This window comes from Streptomyces filipinensis, assembly GCF_014649495.1.
Lineage (GTDB): Bacteria > Actinomycetota > Actinomycetes > Streptomycetales > Streptomycetaceae > Streptomyces > Streptomyces filipinensis.
Window position 1 is genome coordinate 344,747 of record NZ_BMTD01000008.1, and the last position, 22,787, is coordinate 367,533.

Genomic DNA, 22,787 nt, shown 5'->3' on the forward strand with positions numbered 1-22,787 from the left:
GCAAAAGGGGAGAGCCCGATGTCAGCAGCCGAGGGTCCGCTCGTCGTCGGCGTGGACACATCAACGCAGTCCACGAAGGTGCTGGTCGTCGACGCGACCACCGGCCAGGTGGTGGCGAGCGGCCAGGCGCCGCACACCGTGTCCTCCGGCGCCGGCCGCGAAAGCGATCCGCGTCAGTGGTGGGACGCCCTGTGCGAGGCATTGCGCCAGTGCGGTGACGCGGCGCACGAGGCGGCCGCGGTGTCGATCGGCGGCCAGCAGCACGGCCTGGTCACCCTGGACGAGCGGGGCGAACCGGTCCGGCCGGCGCTGCTGTGGAACGACGTCCGCTCGGCGCCGCAGGCCCGCCGGCTGGTGGAGGAACTGGGCGGGCCGAAGGCCTGGGCGGAGCGCACCGGCAGCGTGCCCGGCGCGTCGTTCACGGTCACGAAGTGGGCCTGGCTGGCCGAGCACGAACCGGAGGCGGTCCGCGCGACCCGGGCGGTACGACTCCCCCACGACTACCTCACCGAGCGGCTGACCGGGCAGGGCACCACCGATCGCGGCGACGTGTCCGGCACCGGATGGTGGGCGTCCGGCACGGAGGCGTACGACCCGGAGACCCTCGCGCACGTCGGGCTCGACCCGGCGCTGCTGCCCCGTGTGGTGCGGCCGGGCGAGGTGGCCGGCACCGTACGCGACAGTCACGACCTGCCCTTCTCCAGGGGCACGCTGGTCGCCCCCGGGACCGGCGACAACGCGGCGGCGGCGCTGGGCCTCGGCCTGCGGCCCGGCACCCCGGTGCTCAGCCTCGGCACGTCCGGCACGGTGTACGCCGTCTCCAAGCACCGTCCGGCCGACCCGACCGGCACGGTGGCGGGCTTCGCCGACGCCCACGGGGACTGGCTGCCCCTGGCCTGCACGCTGAACTGCACGCTCGCCGTGGACCGCGTCGCGGCGCTGGTCGGCCTGGACCGCGAGGCCGTGGAGCCCGGCGGCACCGTGACCCTGCTGCCGTACCTGGACGGCGAGCGCACCCCGAACCTGCCGAACGCCTCCGGCCTGCTGCACGGACTGCGCCACGACACGACCGCGGGGCAGCTGCTGCAGGCCGCGTACGACGGCGCCGTGCACGCGCTGCTCGGCGCGCTCGATCTGGTCCTGGACGAGGACGCGGACCGCGGCAGCCCGCTGCTGCTGATCGGCGGCGGTGCCAGAGGGACGGCGTGGCAGCAGACGGTACGGCGGCTCTCGGGGCGGCCGGTGCAGATCCCGCAGGCCAGGGAACTGGTCGCCCTCGGGGCCGCGGCGCAGGCCGCCGGCCTGCTCACCGGCGAGGATCCGGCCGCGGTGGCCCGGCGCTGGAACACGGCCGCGGGACCGGTGCTGGACGCCGTGGAGCGGGACCAGCAGACGCTGGAGCGGATCACCGGGGTACTCTCCGACGCGGCCCCCCTCCTGGAGCGGGGGACGGACACCACACCGCACGCATGAGCCGGGCGGCAGAGACCGGGGATCGACGTCAGGCATGAGCGCACCGCTGCACGAGGCACGCCCGCCGGGCGCCGGCCGCCCCCTGCCGGACACCCAGCAGGGCATGCGCCGGCGCAATCTGGCCCGTGTGATGCACGCCGTCAGCGCGGAGGGCTCACTGTCACGGGCCGCGGTCGCCTCGCGCATCGGACTGACGCGGGCGGCCGTGTCGACGCTCGTGGACGAGCTGATCCGCTGGGGGCTGGTGGAGGAGCTGGGTCCGGAACGGCCTGGCCGGGTGGGCCGGCCCGGATCGGCACTGGCGGTGAGCGGTCGCGGTCCAGCCGGGATCGGGGCCGAGATCGGCGTCGACCACCTCGCGGTGTGCGCGGTCGACCTGCGTGGCACGGTCCGCGCGCGCGCCGTGCGGCACGCGGCGAACCGGGGCCGCACACCCGCACCGGTGATCGAGGAGCTGTCCGAGCTGGTGCGCGGGGTCGTGGCCGAAGCGGAGCGGGAGGCGCTGTGGCCCGCCGGGCTCGCGGTCGCCGTGCCCGGGCTGGTGGCACGGGACGGCCGCACGGTCGTGCACGCCCCGAACCTCGACTGGCACGACGCGGACCTCGGCACCCTGCTGTCCGGCGAGTGGCCGCTGACCGTGGACAACGAGGCCAACTTCGGCGCGCTCGCGGAGCTCTGGCTCGGTGACGGCACACCGCGTGACTTCCTGCATGTGTCGGCCGAGATCGGCATCGGCGCCGCGGTCGTCGTGGACGGCGCACTGCTGCGCGGCACCCGCGGCTTCGCGGGCGAGCTGGGTCACGTACCCGTACGGCCGGACGGGCCGCCCTGTCCATGCGGCGGCCGCGGCTGCCTGGAGCAGTACGCGGGCGAGGAGGCCGTGCTGCGTGCGGCGGGGCTGGAGCCGGGCGGGGACCTGGTGGGCCTGCTCGCCGAGCGCGCCGAGCGGGGCGACACGAGCGTGCGCGCCGCCCTGCGGGACGCCGGTACGGCCCTCGGTATCGCCCTGACCGGTGCGGTGAACCTCCTCGACCCCGAGACGGTGGTCCTCGGTGGCGCCCTCGCCGGCCTGTCCCCCTGGCTGCTGCCGTCCCTGGAGACGGAGCTGACGAGCCGCACGGCGGGCCCGCCCTGCCCGGTGACGGTGTCCCGACTGGGGCCGGAAGGCCCGCTGCTGGGCGCGGCACACTCGGTCGTCCGGGGCGTGCTGGACGATCCGGCGGTGGTCGCGGAGCGGTCCTGAGCCCCCTCGCCGCGTCCCGCGTGACCCCGCGGCTGGGGAACGGGCTGGGGACAAACGACCCGGCGACGGCCGGCCGATCACCCGATCGGGTGGCCGCGTTTTCCACAAGTGGGGGCTTCTCCACGGAACCGGCGCGCACTCTTCTGCCCAACCGACCTGCGCCGTACCGTGATTCACGTGAGGCGCGGGCCGACGGACCGTCAAGGCCCGCATGGCGCGCACGGTTGACGGACTTTCACACACGTCGGGTGGCAGTGGGCTGACAGGCATCGGGGGACACACATGCACGAGGAGACGACCGGGGCGCTGCGGCGCGACGCCGTCGGACTGCGCGAGGTGCTGTTCCAGAGCGTGACGGCGATGGCGCCTGCCGCAGCGGTGGCCGCGTCGATTCCGGCCGGCGCCGCCTTCGCGGGCGGCAGCCTGCCGCTGGCGGTGCTGGTCGCCCTGGTGGCCTGTCTGTTCACCGCGTCCTGTGTGGCCGAGCTGGCCCGGGAGCTGCCCGCGGCGGGCTCGGTGGCCACGTATACGGCGCGGGGGCTGCACCCGTCCGCCGGCTTTCTCGTCGGCTGGGGTTACGTCTTCGTGGAGATGCTGGTCCCCCCGCTGCTCCTCCTGCAGCTGGGCTTCACGGCGGCGGGCACACTGCACGAGGAGTGGTCCTGGTATCCGGCGGACCTGTGGTGGCCGTGGTCCCTGGCGGGGGCCGGTGTGATCGCCGCCGCCGGCTACCTGGGCGTCCGCGCCTCGGCCCGCTTCGGCACCGTCCTCGGCGTCTTCGAGATCCTCGTCTTCCTGGTGTTCGCTGTCCTGCTCATCGGCGAGGCTGGCAGCGGCAACACCCTGTCGGTGTTCGGCACCGCGCACACCGCCGAGGGTTACTCCGGGATAAGCGGCGTTTTCGCCGGGTCCGTGTACACGGTGCTGGCGTTCGCCGGGTTCGAGGCGGCGGCGCCGCTCGCCGAGGAGACCGTCGACCCGCGGCGGACGATGCGCCGCGCGGTCCTCGGAGCGGCCCTGGGCATCGGCCTGTTCTACGTGATCACGACCTATGCGATGACCGTCTACTTCGGCCCGGACGGCTTCGCGAGGTTCGGTGCCTCGGGCGAGTCGTCGTGGGACGGCGTCGCCCGGGCCTCCTTCGGCCTCTTCTGGGTGCTGGTGTTCCTGGCGGTGATCAACTCCACGATCGCCAATGCCAACGCGTGTGCCAACGTCTCGACCCGTACGGCCTTCGCCCTGGCCAGGATCCGGGTCCTGCCCCGCATGCTCGCCACACTGCACCCCCGGCACCGCTCACCCGTGGCCGGTATCGCACTGCAGACCGTCGTGGCGGTCGGGGTGGTGCTGGGGCTCGGTCTCGGATACGACCCCGTGACCGCGTTCCTGCTGCTGGCAACGGTGATCGTCACGGTCGTCGTCGGTGTCTACATCGTCGTGAACCTCGCCTGCGCCGGTTACTTCCTGCGCGCCGGCCGGACAGCCCTGAAGCCGGTACGGCACCTGCTGTTCCCGGTGCTCGGCAGCGCCGCCTTCATACCAGCCCTGCTGACGGCCGCCGGCCTCCCGGTCTTCGACTTCGTGACCCGGCTGACCGCCCCGGTGTCCTACGCGGGCCCGGTCGTCGGGGTCTGGATGACAGCCGGCGTGGTGGTGCTGCTCCTGCTGATACGGCGTCACCCCGAGCGCGTAGCGGAGACAGCACGGGTGCACCTCGACGCGTCCGACCCGGTCGGCCACCGCCAGGACGGCACCGTACCCGGCTGACCGGCCCGTCACGCGCCGCACCGCCGCACCCGTGCAGACCCCGTCCCACGACCGCCCCGTCAGAAGGGACCACTCCACCATGACCGAGCCCAGGATCCTCACCGTGCGCCCGCGACCGGGCGAGTACGCCTGGACGTTCGGCGGCGCGCCGCCCGTGGCGCGGATCGCGCCCGGCACGGTTCTCGACCTGTACACGGAGGACTGCTTCGCCGGGCGGGTGCGCTCCGAGAAGGACCTCGTCTCCGAGGTCTGCGAGTTCCCGTTCCTCAATCCGCAGACCGGCCCCTTCCACATCGAGGGCGCCGAGCCCGGTGACACCGTGGCCGTGCACTTCGTGTCGATCGAACCGGCCCGGGACTGGGCGGCGTCGACGACGGTCCCGCTCTTCGGCGCGCTCACCTCGACCCACACCACGGCCACGCTGCAGCCCCCGCTGCCGGAGCGCGTCTGGATCTGGCAGCTGGACCGCACACGGCGCACCGCCCTGTTCCAGGCGCGGGACAGCGACATCGAGGTCGAGCTGCCCCTGGACCCCATGCACGGCACGGTGGGCGTGGCGCCGGCCGGTCTGGAGGTGCGCTCCGCCCTCGTCCCGGACGCCCACGGCGGGAACATGGACACCCCCGAGATGCGGGCCGGCGTCACCTGCTACCTGGGCGTCAACGTCGAGGGTGCCCTGCTCAGCCTGGGCGACGGGCACGCCCGCCAAGGCGAGGGCGAGACCTGCGGCGTGGCCGTGGAGTGCGCGATGAACAGCGTGGTCGTCGTGGACCTCCTCAAGGACGTCGCCACCCCGTGGCCCCGGCTGGAGTCGGACACCCACATCATCTCGACCGGCTCGGCACGCCCGCTGGAGGACGCGTTCCGGATATCGCAGCTGGACCTGGTCCGGTGGCTGGTGCGCGACTACGGGTTCAGTGAGCCGGACGCGTACCAGTTCGCAACCCAGGCGGTCGAATCACCGTTGGCCAACGTGTGCGACACGAACTACACGTGCGTGGCCAAGATCCGCAAGGAGTGGCTGCCGGCCCGCGAGACGTACCGCGGCATGCACGCGCGGCTGCGGGAGACCGCACGGGCACTGCGCAGCTGACGCCGACGACGCCCCCGTAGGCCGCTCCTCTCCCCCACCCCTGGGCACCCCGACGCCCTTACGACTCCTGACGTCCCCCCACACCCCCTGAAAGGCACCGCCGATGGACATGGATCCGGCCGGCCCCACCCGGTCAGAAGACCAGGCACCAGCAGCGAGACAGGCACAGCCGCGCCTGAGCAGACGGCGGCTGCTGAAGGGCGCCGCGCTCGCCGCCGTCCCCTACGCACTGCTGCCCGACCCACGCGCCGGTGCGCAGTCCGCGGACGTCGACTACCCGCCCGCCGAATGGCGCCCGGCGAGCACCTCCAACTACACCGCGTCCGACCGCCCCGGCGACTATGCCATCGACCGCGTGATCATCCATGTCACGCAGGAGACGTACGCCAACACGCTGACGATCTTCGGCAACCCGCAGAAGAAGGTGTCCGCGCACTATCTGGTCCGCTCGGCGGACGGGCACGTCGCGCAGTGCGTGCACGAGAGGGACATCGCCTGGCACGCGGGCGACTGGGACTACAACACCCGCAGCATCGGCATCGAACACGAAGGGTGGGTGGACCAGCCGGCCTACTTCACCAACGCCCTCTACGAGCAGTCGGCGAAGCTCACGGCGGCGATCTGCACCAAGTACGGCATCCCGAAGGACAGGGAGCACATCATCGGCCACTACCAGGTGCCGGGCACCGACCACACCGACCCTGGCCTCTACTGGGACTGGGTCCGCTACGTGAGACTGGTCAACTTCGCCTAGGCGGAAGACGATGGGCGCAGCACCGACAACGGGACCGACATCACCGTTTCACCGTCCGGGGAGGCCGAGTTGACCGAGCCGTGGGTGGCCCTGGAGCCGGGGGCCGACCCCGCCGAGCGGGTCCGTGTCCTGCGCCGGGCGCACGAGACGTTCACGACGGTGGGCACGGTGCCACGCCCGGTGCGCTCGGTCGTGGCGGAGTCGTGGCGGCGCAGCGCACGGGCCGGTGTCGCGCCGGACGGCGCCGCCGGCGTGGAGCTGACCGACGCCGACCTCGGCGCGTATCGGGCGGAGCACCCGCTGGCCCGGGTGATGCCGCTGTTCCGGGAGCTGATGGGCACGTTCGCCGCCGACGGGGAGCATCTGCTCGCGGTGTGCGACGCGCAGAGCAGGCTGCTGTGGGTGGAGGGGCACCGGGCGACCCGGCGCCGGGCGGACGGGATGAACTTCGTACCCGGGGCGCGCTGGTCGGAGAGCGCCGTCGGCACCAACGCACCGGGGACGGCGGTCGCCGTGGACCGGCCGGTGCAGGTGTTCGCCGCGGAGCACTTCATACGGCGGGTCCAGCCGTGGACCTGTGCGGCGGCTCCGGTGCACGATCCGCGCACGGGCCGGGTCCTGGGCGCCGTGGACATCACCGGCGGGGACGGGCTGGCCCATCCGCACAGCCTGGGTTTCGTGCAGGCGGTGGCCCGGGCCGCGGAGGCGCAGCTCGCCCTGCTCGCACCGCCGCCCAGCGCCGCGGACGGGCCGCTGCTCGGCGCGCTGGGCCGGGACGAGGCCGAGCTCGTCCTGGACGGCCGGCGGACGCGGCTCAGCCGCCGGCACAGCGAGATCCTCGTCCTGCTCGCCCGGCACCCCGAGGGGCTGTCCGGTGACGAGCTGCTGTGCGCGCTGTACGCGCAGGAGTCGGTGACCCCGGTGACCCTGCGTGCCGAACTCGCCCGGCTGCGCCGGCTGTTGGGGCCCGGCCTGCTCGCCTCGCGGCCGTACCGGCTCACGGCCGCGGTCGAGTCGGACGTCACCGCGGTGGAGCGGCGGCTGGAGTCGGGGGCGGTCAGGGCGGCGGCCGAGGCGTACGCCGGTCCGCTGCTGCCCGGTTCGCAGGCCCCGGCGATCGTACGGCTGCGGGACCGTCTCGCCGACGGGCTGCGGACGGCACTGATCGCACACCGCGACCCGGACCTGCTGGCGGACTGGGCGCACGCGCCCTGGGGTGAGGACGACCTCCAGGTGTGGCGGGCGCTCGCCGCGGTGCGGCCCACGGCCCCGGTACGGTCGCGGCTCGCCGCGCTGGAGGCCGAGCTGACGGCACCGGCCGGCCGGGCACCGGGACGGACCCGTGGCGCAACCTACTTGCAACGTCCGCCCGCCTAGCCTCGCGCCGAGAGCTGCCCAACGGCGGGCAGCACTGCACCGGGAGGCAGACCAGCATGACTCGTTACGCGGCGCCGGGCACCGAGGGCGCGATCGTCTCCTACCAGGCGCGTTACGACCACTTCATCGGCGGGGAGTACGTGCCGCCGGTGCGCGGGCAGTACTTCGAGAATCCGTCGCCGGTCAACGGGCAGCCGTTCACCGAGATCGCGCGCGGTACCGCGGAGGATGTCGAGCGGGCGCTGGACGCGGCGCACGAGGCCGCGCCGGCGTGGGGCCGTACGTCGGTGACAGAGCGCAGCGACATCCTGCTGAAGATCGCCGACCGCATGGCGGCCCACCTGGAGCCGCTGGCGGTGGCCGAGAGCTGGGAGAACGGCAAGCCGGTCCGCGAGACCCTGGCGGCCGACATCCCGCTGGCGATCGACCACTTCCGCTACTTCGCGGGCGCGATCCGGGCGCAGGAGGGGTCGCTCGGGGAGATAGACGACGACACGGTGGCGTACCACTTCCACGAGCCGCTCGGGGTCGTCGCGCAGATCATCCCGTGGAACTTCCCGATCCTGATGGCCACGTGGAAGCTCGCGCCGGCCCTCGCGGCCGGCAACGCGGTCGTGCTCAAGCCGGCCGAACAGACCCCGGCCTCCATCCACTACTGGGTCAGCCTGATCGCGGACCTGCTGCCGCCCGGTGTGCTGAACATCGTCAACGGCTTCGGCGCGGAGGCGGGCAAGCCGCTGGCGTCCAGCCCGCGCGTGGCGAAGGTGGCGTTCACCGGCGAGACCACGACCGGGCGGCTGATCATGCAGTACGCCTCCGAGAACATCAAGCCCGTCACGCTGGAGCTCGGCGGCAAGTCGCCCAACATCTTCTTCGACGACGTGTGGGCGCATGACGACGACTTCCGCGACAAGGCGCTTGAGGGCTTCACCATGTTCGCGCTCAACCAGGGCGAGGTCTGCACCTGCCCGTCCCGTGCCCTGATCCAGCGCGGTCACTACGCGGAGTTCCTCCAGGCGGCGGTGGAGCGGACGAAGCAGATCAAGCCGGGGCACCCCCTCGACACCGAAACGATGATCGGCGCCCAGGCCTCCAACGACCAGTTGGAGAAGATCCTCTCCTATCTCGACATCGGGCGGCAGGAGGGCGCGAAGGTCCTCACCGGTGGCGAGCGCATCGAGTACGACGGCGAGCTGAAGGGCGGCTACTACGTCCAGCCGACGATCTTCGAGGGCGACAACCGGATGCGGGTCTTCCAGGAGGAGATCTTCGGCCCGGTCGTCTCGGTGACGTCCTTCGACGGCTTCGACGACGCCATCAAGATCGCCAACGACACGCTGTACGGCCTCGGCGCGGGCGTGTGGACCCGGGACGCCACCACCGCCTACCGCGCGGGCCGCGCGATCCAGGCGGGCCGCGTGTGGACCAACTGCTACCACGCCTACCCGGCGCACGCGGCGTTCGGCGGCTACAAGCAGTCCGGGATCGGCCGCGAGACGCACAAGATGATGCTGGAGCACTACCAGCAGACGAAGAACCTCCTGGTGTCGTACTCGCCGAAGAGGCTGGGCTTCTTCTAGAGGCCCCCAGGGCCCGGCCATCGGCAAGCACTTTCAGGCCAACGGCCTGGAGAACAAGGCCGAACGGGGCCTTCGGTGTCAGTGCCGGGCGCTAGTGTCGTTCGCCCGGCAAGGAGCCGGTGAGCCAAGGGGGAGCACGACCAGCGCCATGCACGACAACCACACCGGATACCGCATCTCCGTCGTCGACGAGGACCCGCTGCGCGCCCGCAAGGAAGCACGCGAACTGCTCGCCGCGGTCGCCGCGGCGGACTCCACGGCCAGGCTGGACCTTCCCGAGCCCGGTGGGCCGGCAGGGGCCGGCGACAAGGGCGGCCCGTCGGCCGAGACCGTCGGACTGCTGCTGAGCGCCGGCTCGTTCGTCGCCGCCCTGGTGCAGGTGTGGCTGGCGCGGATCCCTCAGCGGACCATCGTCGTCAAACGGCCCGACGGGACGACCCTGCACATCACCGGCAAGGAGGCCCGCGAGGACGACACGCTGATCGAGCGGTTCCTCGCGGAGGACGGCGACGACGGCGCGGCGGCGGGCTGAGCGGCGATGACCGACAACGACCGCCACGCCTTACTCGTCGGCGTCTCCACGTACGACAGCGAGACGTACGCCGACCTCCCGGCCGTGCGTGCCGACCTGCACTACATGCGGGCGGTGCTGGAGAGCACCGAGATCGGCATGTACAACGAGTGCGCGCTGGCCGCCGAGCCGACGCGCGCGGAGATGCTGCACGCCGTCGAGACGTTCCTGGAGGCCCGGCAGCCCAGTGAAACCGCGCTGCTCTACTTCAGCGGGCACGGTGAGTACTGCGAGCAGGACGGCCAGCTGTACTTCCTGACCCGGGACACCAACCCCGCCGACCTGCCGGGCACGGCCGTACCGGCGGAGTTCCTGGAGCGGATGCTCCAGTCCTGCCGGGCCGCCTCCAAACTGGTCCTGCTGGACTGCTGCTCCAGCGGTTCCGTCGTCCAGGGCTGGACCGCCAAGGGGCCGGCGGAAGAACCGGTCCGGCCCACGCCGAGCACCCTGCTCCGGCCGACCGGCGTGTACTTCATCACCGCGTCCGACGCCCTCCAGGCAGCCTCCGCGATGGCGCCGCCCGGGTCGGGCCTCGGTACCTCCCGGTTCACCGGGGAGATCGTCGAGGGGCTGCGCAACGGCCGGATCAAGGAGGGCGGTTGGATCACCCCGGACGACCTCTTCGACTATCTGACGGCCCAGATGACCCGCGACGGCGTACCGGAGGAACAGCGGCCCACCAAGTCCACGATCAGGGCCACCCGGAGCCTTCCCTTCGCCCGGTCGGTGGCACGACCGGTGCGCCTTCCCGCGCTGCCCCACGACGCCACCGGGGCCGCCCGGCGCTCCCCCGCGCTGTTGAAGGCCCGGGAGCTGGCCGAGGCGGACGAACGGGACGGCGTCGACCGGCAGCGGCTGCTGCGGTACTACGCGGACTGCCTCACCGCACAGGCGGCGGCCGGAATGCGGCCCGAGCGGGACGGCGGACGTGACACGAAGTACTTCCTGCTGGCCCAGGGCGAGGAGACGATCCAGTCGGGCCGCGGACCGCACATCGTCGCGCCCGGATCGCTGCCCCGCCCACGGGACGGGCGGTCCGCCTCGGACACCGCGGCGGGGACGCGACAGGAGTACTGGTACGGCTATCCGGCGATCACGCTGCCCGCGCGGGACGGCGGCCGGGGGCGGCGCGCGACGGTGGAGCTGGCGCCGCTGCTCATCCAGCAGATGGAGCTGGCTCCGGACGAGGACGGCCGGGACGTGCTGCGGCCCAGCGGCGTACCGTCCCTGCACAGCGGTGTCGTCTCAGAGCTCCTGGACGCGGGCGACGCCGCCGACCTGGTCGCCCGCTGGCAGCCGGCCTGGCAGGAGGGCAACGACGCCCAGATGCTGCGCGCCATAAGGGATCTGCTGGACGAGTTGGGGCTGCCGGAACTGGAACCGCTGGACCCGTCCGCGCTCAGCGAGCGCACGGTCATGCAGGCGCTGCGGCCCGGCGCGCACAACGCGGCCGTGCTGCTGGTGCCGTCCGGCGCGGAGGCCATGGCCACCCAGGCGCTGGTGGACAACCTGCTCCAGATCTCCACGCGGACCGCGCAGATCGCGGGCACCGCCCTGGACGCGCTGCTGAGCGGTGAGACCCGGCAGGCGCCGGCCGCGACCGCCACCGCGGCGGACCCGGTGACGCCCATCGTTCCGGGGCCGTGCAACGAGAGCCAGGAACGGGTGATCTCCTCGGCGATGACACAGCCGCTGACGGTGGCGACCGGGCCGCCCGGCACGGGCAAGAGCGAGGTCGTCACCGCGGTCGTCACCACCTGCGTCGCCGCGGGGCAGTCGGTGCTGGTCGCCTCCACGAACAACGAGGCCGTGGACGTCGTCGCCCAGCGCTGCGACGACATCGCGCCCGGCCTGCTGATGCGGACGGGCAACGCGCAGGCGTTGGAGCGGGAGGCGGCCAAACTGGAACGGCTTCTCGCCGCACCGGTCGAGGCACCGCGTCGCGGATCGGCCACCGTGGGCGGGGAGCTGCGCAACACCCGGGGGCTGGCCGACCGGCTGGGGGCGGAGGCGGCACACCGCGTCGGTGAGGAAGAACGGCTGCTGCAACTGCTCCGCGACCGTGAGGAGCGGGCCGCGGCCCTGGAGCTTCCCCTGCCCCTGCTCGAAGAGGCCTGGGCGGGGGACGCCGAGGGCGTTGCACCGCTGGGCCGGTGGGTGGAGAGGGCCCGGAAGACGGCCGCGGGCCGCCGGTGGCAGCTGGGCGCATGGAGGCGTGGGCGCGCGCTCGCCGCGCTGGTCTCGGCGGGGGCGGAGCACTCCGAGGGGACCGGGCCGACGTGGCCGGAGTGGGCGGCGGGCCGACCGGTGACGTCCGAGCTGCTGCAGTCCCTGGCCGGGATCGTCTCCGTGGAGCGAGAGCTGCGCGAGCTCGTCCGCAGGCACCGGGAATGGGACGAGGAAGGCCTCCAAGGGCGCCGGCTGGCAACGGCGGGCGCACTGTCCGGCCTGGCCGCGGAACTGTCCCGCGCGCTGTCCGCCGAGACCCTCGCCCGTGCCGCCGGACTCATGAACCAGCGGCTCCAGGCGCTCCGCCGCCGCTCCGGCTACCAGCGCAGCCAGAAGAACCTGATGACGCACATCAAGGGCTGGGCCGTCAGCACCCACTCGGTGCGGCAGCTGGAACTCACCCCGAAGCTGTTCGATCTCGTGGTCATCGACGAGGCCAGCCAGTGCTCCATACCGTCCGTGCTGCCCCTGCTGTTCCGGGCCCGCCGGGCACTGATCATCGGTGATCCCATGCAGCTCGGGCACATCCCCGGCGTGTCACCGCAGCAGGAGCGGCAGGCACGGGTACGGGCCGGGCTGAGCGCCGCGCAGCTGGAGCACCACCGCCTCACCTACCACGTGCACTCCTCGTACCACGCGGCCGAACAGCACGGCGACAGCACGCTGCTCCTCGACGAGCACTACCGCTGCCATCCGCGGATCGCGGACGTCGTCAACGGCCACTGCTACGGCGGCCGGCTGCGGGTGCTGACGGACGTGCGGCGGCAGGCACCGGCGCACGACCCGGCGGGTGCGGCCGACCCGGCACCGGTGCTCGGCTGGGTCGACGTACCGTCGGGGGAATCGGCGCGCGGCGGCGACGGGCGGTCCTGGCGGAACGCGGTGGAGGCTGAGGCCGTGCGGCGCGTGGTCGACGGTCTGCTGGCAGGGCTTCCGCCGGACACGACGGTGGGAGTGGTCACGCCGTTCCGGGCGCAGAAGGAGACGTTGGCACGGATGTGGCGGGACGACGACCGGGTCCGGGTCGGCACCGTCCACACCTTCCAGGGCGGGCAGCGCGACGTGATGGTGCTCAGCCCGGTGGCGGCGCACAACACACCACCCCGGACGACGCACTGGGTCGCGAGCCAGGTCAACCTGTGGAATGTAGCGGTCACCCGGGCCAAGTCGCAGCTGATCACCGTGGGCGGCCGCGCCTTCTGGCAGGACCAGAGCGGCCTGCCGGCCCTGCTCGCCGCGCGCTCGGCTCTCCTGGGAGCCGACGCGGACGGCACGATGGCCGAGGCCGAGACGCCCGGCCCGGTGACCGCGGTCCGCGAAGACCTCGCGGACCGCCTGCAGCGCTACCTGACCGGACGAGGTATCACCGATCTGGAGCGGATGGCGCTGGTGGGCGGGCACCCGGTGGACCTGCTGTTCACCGACGCCGGCATGAACACGGCGGTGTTGATCGACCCCGGCCCGGGTCCCGGCGACGACCCCGCGCGGCACCTCCGGCTCATCCACGCGCGAGGCGACCTGCTCACCGGACTGCCCTCCGGAGGCCAGGGGGCCAAGCCCTGCCCAGTGAGCCGGACGGTGCGGGTACCCGCCTGGCGGATCCTGGCGGGCGACACCGCGCTGGCACCGCTGCTCGACCGACTCCCGGACAGGTAAGCCCCTCATGCCTGGCGTCTCTCCGGCTAGTCGCTCCTGCTGTAGGTGAGACGTTCGACCTGGCCGGGCGGGAAGTCGTCCGGGACCTCCCTGCCGTTGACGACAAGCTGGAGGACGGAGGCATCGCCAAGGACCAGGGTGAGCTGGTCCTTGTCCGTGAAGTTCTTGGTCTCCCCGTTGTCCAGCAGTCCGTCGAACAGGATGTGGCCGTTGTGGTCCTTCGCCGAGATCCAGCTCCGCCCGCTCTTGCCGGTCACCACGACCGTGACCCGGTCCTTGGGGGCTGCGCTCACCTGGGACGATGCGGGCGTGGACGGCGGGGCGGAAGCTCGCGACGTGGCCCGCCGGGCATCCGAAGCGGTGACGGAGGGGCCGCCGCCCTTGTTGTCGTCCCCATGCCGTGTGAGGGAGAGGATGCCTCCCACGAGCGCGCTCGTCACGGCCGCGGCCACGATCAGCACGATGATCACGCGGGGCCTGCGCGAGGGTTCGGCAGGGGCGCGGCGGGGAGGTGCGTCGACACGGCCGGGGCCGGCGGGAGGCTCGACCGTGACCGGCGGCGCGACGCGCGTCCGGTCACGGTTGACGAGAGCGAGTGTGTTGTTCGGATCCGGGCTCGGGTCCTGTTTCGCGCTCGAGTCCGGGCTCGGGTCCGGGCTTGGGCCGGAGCTCGGGCCGGGGCTCGGGCTTGGGTCGGGGATCGGGTCCGGGCTCGGGCCGTGGCTCGGACTCGGGTTCAGGTCGGGGCTCGGGCCGAGCGAGCCCAGGAGCGCCTCGGGCGTGGGGCGGGCGGCCGGATCCTTGGAGAGGCAGGCGGCGACCAGCGGCCGCAACTCCCCCGGCAGCGCGGAGAGATCCGCGGGCTCGTGCACCGCCCGGTACATCAGCCCCAGGGGCGTGCCGGTGCCGAACGCGCTGCCCCCGGCCGCCGCGACGAGTACGGCCCCGAGCGCGAACACATCGGCGGCACCGCCGACTTCGTCGCCTTGCGCCTGCTCGGGCGCGAGGTATCCGGGAGTGCCGAAGGCCGCCCCGGTGGCGGTCAGCCGGGTGGACTCGACGGCCCGAGCGATGCCGAAATCGAGGACGCGTGGGCCGTCATCGGCCATGATGATGTTGCCCGGCTTCAGATCACGGTGCACGAGCCCGCAGGCGTGGACGGCTTGGAGCGCTTCGGCCAGCGCTGCCCCGAGAGACCGCAGCTGCTCCTTGTCCATGGGCCCCTGAAGCTCGATCAGCTCGGCGAGCGTGGGCCCGGGGATGTACGCGGTGGCCAGCCAGGGAGCCTCGGCGTCGGGATCGGCGTCCACGACCGGAGCCGTGTGGAAACCGCCGACTCTGCGGGCGGCTTCGACCTCCGCGCGGAACCGTTCACGGAAGTGCGGGTCGGCCGCCAGTTCGGGGCGGGCCACCTTGACCGCGACGGCCCGGCCGCCCGGTGACCGGGCGAGGTAGACCGTCCCCATGCCGCCCGCGCCCAGCTCTCGCTCGACGGTGTAGACACCGATCCGCCGTGGCAGGCCCGCGTCGTTCTCCATCGCCTGCACGCCTCCCCTGCGCACGGTGACCCGTACGTGACGCCGTCCGGTGCACCCCGGCCGATCTCCGTCCCGCGTATCCGTCCAGCAGCGTAGACGAAGACACCGCCCGGAAGTCCGGGGAGCCGGTCTCAGGCGCCGCGCCGCACCCGGGCCGCCTTGCGGGCCTCCGCGAGCTTGCGTGCCTCGCTGCTCTTGCGGGACGACCTGCTGCCGGAGCCGGCCTTCGCGTCCTTGGCGCTGCCCAGGCCGCGGAACGGGGCGTTGTGGTGAGGGGGGCGCGGAACGGCCGCCCCGGCGTCGAGGGGCTTTCCGGAGGGGGCCTTGGCACCGGTGATCCGGCTCAGCTCCGCCTCGCCGGACCGCACTTTGGTGACCTTGGGGGCGACGTCGGCGTCCGCCATGACCTGGCTCGTCTCGCGGCGCTGTCCCGACAGGACCAGTGTCACGACGGTGCCGGAGCGGCCGGCCCGGGCCGTGCGGCCCGCGCGGTGCAGATAGTCCTTCGGGTCGGTGGCCGGGTCGACGTTGACCACGAGGTCGAGGTCGTCGACGTGCAGGCCGCGGGCGGCGACGTTCGTCGCCACCAGTGCGGTGACCTGCCCGTCCTTGAACTGGGCCAGAGTGCGGGTGCGCTGCGGCTGGGACTTCCCGCTGTGCAGGGCGGCGGCGGCCACGCCGCTGGCCCGCAGATGCCGCGTGAGCTGGTCGACGCCGTGCTTGGTGTCCAGGAACAGCAGGACGCGGCCGTCCCGGGCGGCGATCTCCGTGGTCACGGCGTACCGGTCCGGGCCGTGCACGACGAGGACGTGGTGCTCGATCGCGGAGACCGCGCTGGACGAAGGGTCCACGGAGTGGACGGCGGGGTCGCGCAGGTAGCGCCGCACCAGCTGGTCGACGTCGCGGTCGAGGGTGGCGGAGAACAGCATCCGCTGCCCGTCGGGACGCACCTGGTCCAGGATCTCGGTGACCTGCGGCAGGAACCCCATGTCACACATCTGGTCGGCCTCGTCCAGGACCGTGATGCGCACCCGTCCCAGTCGGCAGCCCTTGCGCTCGATGAGGTCGTGCAGCCGGCCGGGCGTGGCGACGACGATCTCGGCGCCGTCCCGCAGCGCGGCGGCCTGCCGTCCGATGGACACCCCGCCCACCACGGTCGCGAGCCGCAGCCGCAGCGTGTCGGCGTACGGGGTGAGCGCCTCACCGACCTGCTGCGCCAGCTCCCTGGTGGGCACCAGAACGAGCGCGAGCGGCTCTTTCGGCTGCGCGCGCCGCCCGGCCGTCCGGGCGAGCATCCCCAGGCCGAAGGCGAGCGTCTTGCCGGATCCCGTACGGCCCCGGCCCAGGACGTCCCGTCCCGCGAGCGCGTTCGGCAGCGCCGCCGCCTGGATGGGAAAGGGCACGGTCACACCGCGCTCGTCGAGCGCCCGCAGAACCTCGGCCGGCAACCCCAGCTCGGCGAAGGACACCGCCGTGGGCACTGCCCGAGTGGCGCCCGACGCCTCGGACACATCGTCCTGCTGCCGGACATCGGCACGTGCTGATTCGCTCACAGAGAGCCTTCCTCCGAAGGGACCGTACCGAGGAAGGCGCGGCAGGGACGCGGCCACCGGCCAGAGACACCGAACGGGACACCGGCACAGCGACGCTGCAAACCCGCAACGTTAGCACGGGACACGCCTTCCGGGCCCCCTCCCGTGATCGCGCCGCTCAGCCGAGCGCCGTGGCTCCTGGGTTGCTGCCGGCGCCGGGCCCTAGGGCGACCGCTTCGGAGGTGAGCAGACAGGGCCGACCGTCAGGAGGGGCCGGAAGTGTCCGGCGGGATGCGGTTCTCCGACGGGGAGTCCCTCGGCTTCGACCCAGGCGTGGGCCGCGAAGGGATTCGTGCGGACGCCCGTGCACCAGGTGGGCCAGGTCCCGCGCGCTCGGCACAGGAGGGCGGTGGCCACCGAGCGCTGCAGGCATGCCTGCCCCGCGCATCGCAGGCTGACCGAGACCACGGCCGCGCGGGCCGCCCCGGCCTGGTCCGCGGTGGCCGGCACGGCTCGGCGGCGGGCGAACTCCAGTACCGTGCGCAGCCTGGACGGAGAGAGCCTGCTGAGGATCCGGGCCACGGCCACGGCCAGGAGAGGAACCACTCGACGGTGCGGGGGCAGCCGGTCACGGCGGGACAGCGCCACGGGGATGCTCATCGGTTCTCCCGCAGCAGGTCCGCCGAGCGCAGGGAGGCCAGCACAGCCACCACGTCGTCGTGAGCGCGTGCCACGGGAAGGGCGTGCTCGGAAGCGAGGGCCCGCGCGGCCTGCTCGATGGTCGCGCCGCTGGTCAGACTGCGGAGGACAGCGAGCCCTGTGGTGTTCAGCTGCCAGTAGCCGCCGGTCCGTTCGTGCAGGAGCACAGCTCCGTCGTCGGTTTCGGCCAGGGAGACCTGCGGGTTGAGGAAGTAGGTGACGCTCACGTTCGTTCGTGTCGCCTTTCGTTCTGGGCGAGGTGGCGTGCGGCACGGAACCAGGTCTCGCAGCCGAGCAGGTGCTCGACCGCGAAGTTCCTGGTGAGGTCGGCCTGTGGGGTGAGCAGCTGGGCGCGGACCGCGTCTGCCGAGATCAAGCCGGCCTTGGCCAGTTCCGAGTCCGCGAACAGGTCCAGGAGGGCCTCGCGGCTGCGGCTGAGCCCCGTGCGCAGGTCCTCGTCGAAGGAGCCCTTGGTGGTCCGGGCGCGGACCCGTTCGGGCAGGACGTCCCGCATCGCTGTGGCCAGGAGGGGCTTGTACTCCCATGGCGTGCAACGCTCGTGCACACGTACGGCCAGAGCGGCCTCCACGACGCGGTCGTCGAGGTAGGGCTGATGCAGTCGGATCCCCGCCGTGTCGAAGAGGCGGGCGAACTGCCGGTACGCCGGTGCGGTCGCCCGCAGCGCCACCAGGAACTGGTGCTGGCCGCGATCGGCGGCGAAGACGTGGGCACCGTCGGCGGCCTTGCGCAGCTCCGACCTGGCCGCGTCGACGGCGGCCGGCGTCACCCAGACCGGGGCGCGCAGCGGTATCAGCCCCCAGCCCAACGGCGGGTGTCTGGGGGCCGGGGCACGATCGGTGAGGGAATCGGCCTCGTCGCGCCACCAGTCGCGTACCGAATCCGCGCGGGCGAGTTCCGCGAGCATCCCGCGCAGGGGCCAGCGGTTGAGGGCCTGATAGCCGCGCAGGTGTCGCAGGGCGAGCCAGGGGCGCCGCCGCAGCAGCCGGTGCAGATAGCCGGGGAGCCTGCCGAACAGTTCGTCCGCACCGTGTCCCGCCAGGTGCGCGCGCGAACCGCGGTCGGCGAGGAGGCCGACCGTGTGCTTCATGCGGGCCAGCGTCCGGGTGAAGAGGTACGGCTGTTCGGTGTCCGCCAGGTCCGCGGGGTGCGCGAACAGGGCGGGCAGTTCGTGCTGCGGCACCACCACGTGGGAAGCCTGGTCGAGCAGAGCCGCCGAGTGTGCCGCGAACGCCGCGTCGTCGTTGCCCAGGTCCGCCTCGCCCCAGCGGAAGGTCAGCAGCTGGGGGGCGCTCCGGGCGGCGAGGAAACACAGCGCGGTGGAATCCATGCCACCGGACAGGTCCGCGCTCAGCGGGCGTGGACCGGACGTGCGGCTGCCCACGGCGTCCGACAGCGCGGCGTGTACCGCCGGCGCGCCCTCCGCCAGCGTGAGTCCGGGCTCCGGGGCCTGCCACCAGCGGACCTCCTGTGCACGGTCTCCTGTCATGATCAGGCAGTGGTCGTCAGGGACCGCGGAGATCCCGGACCAGACGCTCGCGGTGCCCAGCGGAGCCGGCAGCCGGCCGCCGGTCGCCAATCGGGCCGCGAGTACGCCTTCGTCCACGCCGGCGCCGGTCAGCAGTGCGAGGGTGTCGGGACGGTCGGACGCCACGGCATGTCCATCCACCCGGGTGTGGAAGACCTGGCGCAGGCCGGTGACACTGCCGCGGACACTCGTGCCGTCCGGGGAGACGACGATCAGGTGACAGCTGCCGGAAAGCTGCCGGGCGAGGGCTGCGACATGGGACTGTGACGTCACCTGTCCGGCCAGCCGGGTGAGGCGTGTGGTGGTGACCGGACAGTGTCCGATCACCACCACACGCACCGGGCCCGCCTGAGCCTGAACCAATTCGTCCGCCCCCCACCGGCCGACCAGCCAGGGCTTGCCCGACGGGTGGGGGATGACCTGCGGTGACTCGTAGAGCCACGTGGGGTCTGTGGGACAGCCCTCGGGCAGGACGACGAACCCGGTGCTCATCTCACTCCGTCCGACTCGGTCGGTCGATCACCAGCCCTGGTGGGCGAGGAAATCGGTGTGGTCGCTGCCGAAGCCGAGCGTGTCCTCCGAGAACTCGCCGACGGCCGTCAGCGCGGGCGGTTCGTAACTCTGCTGAACCGACGATTCCTCAAGCTGCTGGTTCTCCACTGTTCTCTCCTTCCATACGGGCCCCGTGCGAGGCCACCGGGCGGGGACCGCCCGGAGTGCGAGGTTGTTTCCGAGGCTTGCGCTCGGCATCCCGGCAGGTGCCGCGGTCGACGCGGTGCCACCGCACCGAAAGCCCCCGGTATGCGATGCCGGCAATTGACCGCACGAGCGTGCCGGCTGTTCCGAAGGGTCATCGATTCAGCCGCGGTCGCGCGGCGGCCTCACTGCCGTGCCTGATTCCACCGACCCCGGGGGAAGACACCGGGAAGACTCGGATACAGCGCTTCCGGGTCGCGCTCATGGACCCATGGGGAATGCAGCCACCGAGCAGGCAAGGGAAATCGACGTCATGGGGACACGCGCGGTGCGGCCGGTCTGACGGTGTCCCGGGCGTCGGTCGGCAACGGGACCTCTCAGGTCCGTCAGGCGCTATCGCTGCAGCGTGATCCCCGGTAGCGCAGGGAAAGAACGCGACCCGAAGCGGAACTCACCGTCATCGTTCGGTGATATCAAGCATGACGTGATATCCAACAACCTCTACCCCCGTCCCCGTCGGGTAGCGCGCTCCGAACTCCCTCGCGACCCACCCGTTTCCCTTTCGACCAAGAGACTCGCATCTTCGAAGTTTCTCGCACAACCATGCGAGCCTCAAATGGCCGGATACACTCTCAGAACTTCTCCATTACTCCACCCAAAAGAGAAGCCGGAGAACGTGAAAATCAGCTACTTAAAGTAGTGACACCTCGGTAACACACCTGAGGTTGATCACGTAACGTGGCGCCACGGAGGCCCTGGATCGGCCGCGGTCCGCCGGAACAGGGACCGGTAGGCGCAAAATGATCGCTCCCACGCCGGACGCCGGCGAAGCCGGGAAGTAGCCCGAAGCGGGCGTTTTCGGGGTGGGCGGGCGATGCTGGTGAGCGAACAGCCCTGCGAGGAGGCCAGGAGGCCCGGCCAGGTGATAGCCGTCAACCCGATGAACAGTGCCTCGGTGCTGGCCGCGTTCGGCGCGATCGGCGTCCTGGTGGTGATCTTCGCGGAGTCCGGTCTGCTGGTCGTCGGCTTCTTCCTGCCCGGTGACACCCTGCTGTTCCCGGCCGGCGTGCTGTGCGCCGGCAGCGTGGACCAGGGGCCCCGGCTGGCGTTGTGGCAGGTGCTGCTGTGCGCGGCGGTCGGGGCGGTGGCCGGTGGGCAGGTCGGGTATCTGATCGGGCAGCGCGGCGGACGGGCCCTGCTGGCCCGTACCTCAAGCCGGCGGCTGAAGGCGGCCGCCGCGCGGGCCGAGGAGCTGCTGGCCCGGTACGGCCATGGGAAGGCGCTGGTCATCGGCCGGTTCGTGCCGCTGGTGCGGACGGTGCTGCACCCCGTGGCCGGCGCGCTCGGCGTGCCTGTGCGGACCTTCACCCTCTGGCAGACGGTGGGCGGGGTGCTGTGGTCGCAGATGCTCGTCCTCGCCGGGTACACCCTGGGCTCCTCCGTCCCGCACCTGGACGACTACCTGCTTCCGCTGGTGGCCGTGGTGGTGGTGCTGTCGATGCTGCCGCTCCTGTTCGAGGCCCGCCGCACCCGCCGGGAACAACGCGCCCGCCGCTGAGCATCGCCGGCGGCTCCGCCGGGTCGGTGCCGGACACGTTCAGCGGGCCGTCGGCCAGCACCGTCAGGTCGGCACGGTGGCCGACGGCGGGGCGACCCGCCCGGTCCTCCCCCGCGGGCCAGGCCGGGTTGACGGTCATGCCCTGGAGCGCCAGCAGCCTGGTGAGGGCCTGGTCGGGCCGTACGGCGGGAGGGAGGGGCCGGCGGGGCGGTGCCGGGCGGCGGCCATCGCCTTCAGCGGCGGGTACGGCGCGATGGGCCGGTCGGGGCCGAGGACGACCCGCGCCCCGGCCTCCCCCAGGTCACGGCGATGGAACGCTGGTGCCGTCCATGAAGAGCTTCACGCCCGCCACCCGCCACAGCGCACCGCCGGCGACCTGGAGCCGGACGAGCCCGGCCACGGCGTCGTCGTCCGCCACCGGCCTGCTCGGCCCGCGCACGGCCGTCCGCGCGACGGACATCCTGCAGCGCCGCAACCGCCACGACGGCCCCGCTCCCGGTGACGAGTCCCCGCACCGGGCCCTTCTGGTACACGGGCATGATCAATCCGGCCGGTGTACGGCCCTCGGCGCGGGCGTGGGCGCGCCTCCGGGCTGTGCGTGGTCACCGTCCGCACCGGGCCCGTGACCGCCACCTGGGCGGTGCCGACCTGGCCCTGCCGGGGGCTGATCATTTCCTGCGCGGTGTACGCGCTGCTGATGCGCCGTGTCCGCGCCGCCGGGTGAGGTGCGGGCCACCGGTGCAGCCGTCGCCGGGAACTCCGGGCCGCCGATCCCACGACACCGCGCGGAGCCGGCGGCGGGCGGCGGGCGGGTCAGCGTGGTCCGCGGTCCTTGCGGCGTTTGCGGTTCGGGCGGCGCGGCCGGTGGACCGTGTCCATCTCCCCTATCGCGGCGCGGACATGGGCCGGATCACCCGGCCGGGAACCCCCGGCACACCACCAGGACGGGCGTCCGGCGTCCTCGGTGACGTGCATCCCGAGACCGTGCAGGGTGCAGACGGGCCAGGCCTGCCACAGGAGCTCCATGACCGTGTCCTGGGCGGCCTCGGCGACGGCCCGGAGGGCCCCGGCGGCGGACGGCTCCGGCCACAGGCAATCGCCGTGCGCGTCACCGTTCGCCAGGGCCACATGCACCCGCTCGGTCTCGTCCGGGGCACGCTCCCAGCCCGGATACGCGACGAGACACAGCGGGCGCTGTTCGGGCAGGGTCGCGGCCAGGTCCCGGTTGACCGCGGCCAGCGCCTCGTCCCAAAGCGGATGTTCACCCGTCGTGACGAAGCGCGGGTCGGGCGGGTCGAAGGGTGAGGGACGCACGGATCCATTCTCTCAGCCGGCCGCCGGACCACCCGGCGACGAGCCGGAGCGGGCCTAAGACGCCGTTTCTTATGGCTCTGGCGAGGGCTGGGCGGCCTGGGGAAAGCCCAACTGGTCCAGCAGCACGCTGAAGAGGTCCTCCACAAAGGTGTCCCGCGAGC

Annotated in this window: 18 protein-coding genes and 1 pseudogene; 10 read left to right on the forward strand and 9 right to left on the reverse strand. The window is 72.7% G+C overall.

The features are described 5' to 3' along the window. Positions 1–18 precede the first annotated feature (18 nt). The 9 genes from xylB (at position 19) to IE244_RS20425 (ending at position 13,743) form a co-directional block, all read left to right on the forward strand. Positions 19–1,473 carry a xylulokinase gene (xylB, locus tag IE244_RS20385; RefSeq protein ID WP_191874978.1) on the forward strand — a complete coding sequence of 485 codons (1,455 nt, stop codon included), beginning with the start codon at positions 19–21 and terminating at the stop codon, positions 1,471–1,473. A gap of 34 nt (positions 1,474–1,507) precedes the next feature. Further along, positions 1,508–2,716 (forward strand): ROK family transcriptional regulator, encoded by a 1,209-nt coding sequence (locus IE244_RS20390; protein ID WP_191874979.1) that lies wholly within the window; start codon positions 1,508–1,510, stop codon positions 2,714–2,716. A 282-nt stretch (positions 2,717–2,998) separates the two neighbouring features. Continuing rightward, complete coding sequence (locus tag IE244_RS20395) at positions 2,999–4,483, forward strand: APC family permease (protein ID WP_191874980.1); 1,485 nt, start codon at positions 2,999–3,001, stop codon at positions 4,481–4,483. Between the two features lie 79 nt (positions 4,484–4,562). After that, entirely contained in the window at positions 4,563–5,576 is a 1,014-nt protein-coding gene (locus IE244_RS20400; protein ID WP_191874981.1) for an acetamidase/formamidase family protein, read from the forward strand. A gap of 109 nt (positions 5,577–5,685) precedes the next feature. Continuing rightward, complete coding sequence (locus tag IE244_RS20405; RefSeq protein ID WP_191875022.1) at positions 5,686–6,330, forward strand: N-acetylmuramoyl-L-alanine amidase; 645 nt, start codon at positions 5,686–5,688, stop codon at positions 6,328–6,330. A 69-nt stretch (positions 6,331–6,399) separates the two neighbouring features. Further along, positions 6,400–7,707, forward strand: a complete 1,308-nt coding sequence (locus IE244_RS20410; protein WP_191874982.1) for a GAF domain-containing protein — start codon at positions 6,400–6,402, stop codon at positions 7,705–7,707. 56 nt (positions 7,708–7,763) lie between these two features. After that, positions 7,764–9,287, forward strand: coding sequence for an acetaldehyde dehydrogenase ExaC (exaC, locus tag IE244_RS20415; RefSeq protein WP_191874983.1), 1,524 nt, complete (start codon positions 7,764–7,766; stop codon positions 9,285–9,287). Between the two features lie 148 nt (positions 9,288–9,435). Further along, on the forward strand, positions 9,436–9,819 hold the full coding sequence (locus IE244_RS20420) for an effector-associated constant component EACC1 (protein ID WP_191874984.1): 384 nt from the start codon (positions 9,436–9,438) through the stop codon (positions 9,817–9,819). 6 nt (positions 9,820–9,825) lie between these two features. Continuing rightward, positions 9,826–13,743: a caspase, EACC1-associated type gene (locus tag IE244_RS20425; RefSeq protein ID WP_191874985.1), complete on the forward strand. Its 3,918-nt coding sequence runs from the start codon at positions 9,826–9,828 to the stop codon at positions 13,741–13,743. Between the two features lie 26 nt (positions 13,744–13,769). On the opposite strand, the gene IE244_RS20430 is transcribed toward IE244_RS20425, so the two are convergent. The 6 genes from IE244_RS20430 to IE244_RS42085 all read right to left on the reverse strand — a co-directional run bounded on the left by IE244_RS20430 (position 13,770) and on the right by IE244_RS42085 (position 19,718). After that, positions 13,770–15,281 (reverse strand): RodZ domain-containing protein, encoded by a 1,512-nt coding sequence (locus IE244_RS20430; RefSeq protein ID WP_191874986.1) that lies wholly within the window; start codon positions 15,279–15,281, stop codon positions 13,770–13,772. 131 nt (positions 15,282–15,412) lie between these two features. Then, positions 15,413–16,834, reverse strand: coding sequence for a DEAD/DEAH box helicase (locus tag IE244_RS20435; RefSeq protein WP_191874987.1), 1,422 nt, complete (start codon positions 16,832–16,834; stop codon positions 15,413–15,415). A gap of 201 nt (positions 16,835–17,035) precedes the next feature. Beyond that, complete coding sequence (locus tag IE244_RS20440) at positions 17,036–17,473, reverse strand: lasso peptide biosynthesis B2 protein (RefSeq protein WP_191874988.1); 438 nt, start codon at positions 17,471–17,473, stop codon at positions 17,036–17,038. Then, positions 17,470–17,739, reverse strand: coding sequence for a lasso peptide biosynthesis PqqD family chaperone (locus tag IE244_RS20445; RefSeq protein WP_191874989.1), 270 nt, complete (start codon positions 17,737–17,739; stop codon positions 17,470–17,472). The genes IE244_RS20440 and IE244_RS20445 overlap by 4 nt, the downstream gene beginning before the upstream one ends. After that, on the reverse strand, positions 17,736–19,550 hold the full coding sequence (locus IE244_RS20450) for an asparagine synthase-related protein (RefSeq protein ID WP_191874990.1): 1,815 nt from the start codon (positions 19,548–19,550) through the stop codon (positions 17,736–17,738). The genes IE244_RS20445 and IE244_RS20450 overlap by 4 nt, the downstream gene beginning before the upstream one ends. A 27-nt stretch (positions 19,551–19,577) precedes the next feature. Next, on the reverse strand, positions 19,578–19,718 hold the full coding sequence (locus IE244_RS42085) for a keywimysin-related RiPP (protein ID WP_229854239.1): 141 nt from the start codon (positions 19,716–19,718) through the stop codon (positions 19,578–19,580). Positions 19,719–20,676: 958 nt separating this feature from the next. Between IE244_RS42085 and IE244_RS20460 the strand changes: the two genes are divergently transcribed. Continuing rightward, on the forward strand, positions 20,677–21,312 hold the full coding sequence (locus IE244_RS20460; protein WP_191875023.1) for a DedA family protein: 636 nt from the start codon (positions 20,677–20,679) through the stop codon (positions 21,310–21,312). Positions 21,313–21,352: 40 nt separating this feature from the next. Here the strand turns inward: IE244_RS20460 and IE244_RS42090 are convergent. The 3 genes and pseudogenes from IE244_RS42090 to IE244_RS20475 form a co-directional block, all read right to left on the reverse strand. Further along, positions 21,353–21,451, reverse strand: a pseudogene (locus IE244_RS42090) (hypothetical protein); the annotation flags it as partial. A gap of 162 nt (positions 21,452–21,613) precedes the next feature. Further along, the gene (locus IE244_RS20470) at positions 21,614–21,772 is read right to left on the reverse strand and encodes a hypothetical protein (protein ID WP_191874992.1); all 159 of its coding nucleotides are present in this window, start codon (positions 21,770–21,772) and stop codon (positions 21,614–21,616) included. Positions 21,773–22,125: 353 nt separating this feature from the next. Continuing rightward, entirely contained in the window at positions 22,126–22,626 is a 501-nt protein-coding gene (locus IE244_RS20475) for a hypothetical protein (protein ID WP_191874993.1), read from the reverse strand. Positions 22,627–22,787: the final 161 nt, after the last annotated feature.

Excerpts from the sequence above, each read along its gene's own strand:
- IE244_RS20395 (WP_191874980.1), top strand. The coding sequence starts at position 2,999 with ATGCACGAGGAGACGACCGGGGCGCTGCGGCGCGACGCCGTCGGACTG.
- exaC (WP_191874983.1), top strand. The coding sequence starts at position 7,764 with ATGACTCGTTACGCGGCGCCGGGCACCGAGGGCGCGATCGTCTCCTAC.
- IE244_RS20405 (WP_191875022.1), top strand. The coding sequence starts at position 5,686 with ATGGATCCGGCCGGCCCCACCCGGTCAGAAGACCAGGCACCAGCAGCG.
- IE244_RS20430 (WP_191874986.1), bottom strand. The coding sequence starts at position 15,281 with ATGGAGAACGACGCGGGCCTGCCACGGCGGATCGGTGTCTACACCGTC.
- IE244_RS20390 (WP_191874979.1), top strand. The coding sequence starts at position 1,508 with ATGAGCGCACCGCTGCACGAGGCACGCCCGCCGGGCGCCGGCCGCCCC.
- IE244_RS20420 (WP_191874984.1), top strand. The coding sequence starts at position 9,436 with ATGCACGACAACCACACCGGATACCGCATCTCCGTCGTCGACGAGGAC.
- xylB (WP_191874978.1), top strand. The coding sequence starts at position 19 with ATGTCAGCAGCCGAGGGTCCGCTCGTCGTCGGCGTGGACACATCAACG.
- IE244_RS20425 (WP_191874985.1), top strand. The coding sequence starts at position 9,826 with ATGACCGACAACGACCGCCACGCCTTACTCGTCGGCGTCTCCACGTAC.
- IE244_RS20470 (WP_191874992.1), bottom strand. The coding sequence starts at position 21,772 with ATGTCCGTCGCGCGGACGGCCGTGCGCGGGCCGAGCAGGCCGGTGGCG.
- IE244_RS20450 (WP_191874990.1), bottom strand. The coding sequence starts at position 19,550 with ATGAGCACCGGGTTCGTCGTCCTGCCCGAGGGCTGTCCCACAGACCCC.
- IE244_RS20400 (WP_191874981.1), top strand. The coding sequence starts at position 4,563 with ATGACCGAGCCCAGGATCCTCACCGTGCGCCCGCGACCGGGCGAGTAC.
- IE244_RS20440 (WP_191874988.1), bottom strand. The coding sequence starts at position 17,473 with ATGAGCATCCCCGTGGCGCTGTCCCGCCGTGACCGGCTGCCCCCGCAC.